This is a genomic window from Moorena sp. SIO3I6 (assembly GCF_010672095.1).
The window spans coordinates 1-1,781 of record NZ_JAAHHU010001023.1; the positions used below are offsets into that span (position 1 = coordinate 1).

Annotated in this window: 2 protein-coding genes; both read right to left on the reverse strand. The window is 39.1% G+C overall.

Going from position 1 to position 1,781, the window contains the following annotated elements; genetic code table 11:
* Positions 1 to 91: 91 nt before the first annotated feature.
* Positions 92 to 451 carry a hypothetical protein gene (locus tag F6K49_RS45640; protein WP_293108870.1) on the reverse strand — a complete coding sequence of 120 codons (360 nt, stop codon included), beginning with the start codon at positions 449 to 451 and terminating at the stop codon, positions 92 to 94.
* A 24-nt stretch (positions 452 to 475) separates the two neighbouring features.
* The coding region (locus tag F6K49_RS45645) for a CHAT domain-containing protein (protein ID WP_293108873.1) at positions 476 to 1,781 on the reverse strand (1,306 nt) is incomplete at its 5' end.

Here is a 1,781-nt window from a genome sequence, read left to right on the forward strand (position 1 = left end):
AATAGCTGTTCGCGTAGCGTGCGCGTAGCGCATAAGCTGATAGCTGATAGCTGATAGCTTACCTGACGGCTGACGGCTGATAGCTCAATGCTTACCCTTGTTTTGATTGCTGACTCTTGTCTTGATCCTGTTGATTAGTTTTAGCTTTAATAACTTCTTGGTTGGTTTGTCGCAGTTCAAATAGATTTTGAATAATACTTGCTTCAGAATTAGGCGGAAGCTTGGGCGAATTCTTTAATTCCTTATTAGTTTCAGCAAATGGGCGTAGAGTATCTCTGACTTCTGTATGGGTTTGTAACCAATTAGTTAGTATCTGATCTAATTCAGCTTCTGTTGGAGTGTCTAAAGTTACTAAAAGTTGGTCTAAGTCTTGCAAGTCTATAAGTTCAAATTTTTTCGAGTGAGTTTTTAGTGCTTGCGTAAAAGCTTGAATAATTCTTGAAATTTCCATTTTTTTTTGTTGATTTAACTAAAACTAATATTTTCCAATGGCGCAGTAAGCCGCCCAATAAAAAGGAGAAGAAAAGGGAGTTTCTTCACTTTTAAATAAACGGATTTCTTTCTTAATTTTTTCCTTAAAGTTATTATCCAAATTCAACTGTTTAGTTAACTGTTCAGCCCAATCTAACAATTCCTGTACAGTAGCATCCCGCAGCCAGAGTTGGGCTTGATTCAGGGCAAGTGCTAAGGACATTGGCTTTAGCAAATTCTGATAAAATTTAATCATCAACAACGCTGTCGATAAATCGTTTACCTTCCACAGGCTACTAACTACTGCTGGACTTCCGGCAACTAGGAAACCACTGGGTAAACCAACGTATTCATCGCTAATGTTAGTATAATCAATCAATCCGGTTTCACAAGCCGAAAGAGTGACCAGGCGACATTGTTCTAATTGTAACTCAAAGACTTCATCGATAGTCAGACATTGCTCTAGGTCAAATACTTCCTCTTCACTTATTCGTAAATAGCGCTCCGAATTGGGTTCAGCAGATGCCGGTTTCTGGGCATTGGCCAGGATTAGAGCCGATTTCCGTGGTTCTTGGTAATTAAAGTAACCGTGACAGCTAAAATGGACAACGTGGAATGTGTTGAAAACTTTGCTATCTATGGCGGCTTTGGTGGCAGCGTTTTCCACCAGAACTTCTGTATCTGGTGGTGAATTGAAGTAGCCTTTAATTACTTCTACTTCTAGGTTAGTGTAAACTAAATCAGCACTGGGATTTTGGACGGCAAACAGATGGGTAAAGTTGGGGCGTTTTCTGGTTTGAGCAAGTTGGAGTAGTTGACAGCTAGGAGCGTAACTTACCCCTGCTGGAAACTGTTCCATTATAATTTTAGATTTACCTTCTCCCTGCTTACTGGTAATCGGTAAAGCATGAAGGGGCAACAAATGTAAATACTGATAGGGGATTAAAATTAATCTATCGCACCTTTCGGTAATCTGCTTAATGATGTCATCAATGGACAGAATATCAGCCAGCTCATCTAGGCGGTTACTCAGGTCGTTTTGCCAATTATTTTTATTTATTTTATCAGCTTTGTAATCTCGTAAATACTCATCTTTCCAATTTACAAATTTGTCTAAGTCTTGTGGCTCAGACTGCCAAACTATTGGCTGTTGAGTTTCCCGGGTAAAGATGAACGTGAGCAGCTTATCCCCTGTAATGTAAAATTGTACAATAGCAGTGTGGTCATCTAAATTGTTCTGAAATTGCTCAAAGTTAAAGCTAGAACCGATAGGTAAATATTGGTCTTGTAAATCATTACGCTGCTTTCGC

What these genes read in the sequence shown, in the direction of transcription:
- F6K49_RS45640 (WP_293108870.1), bottom strand. Translation starts at nt 451, where the DNA reads ATGGAAATTTCAAGAATTATTCAAGCTTTTACGCAAGCACTAAAAACT.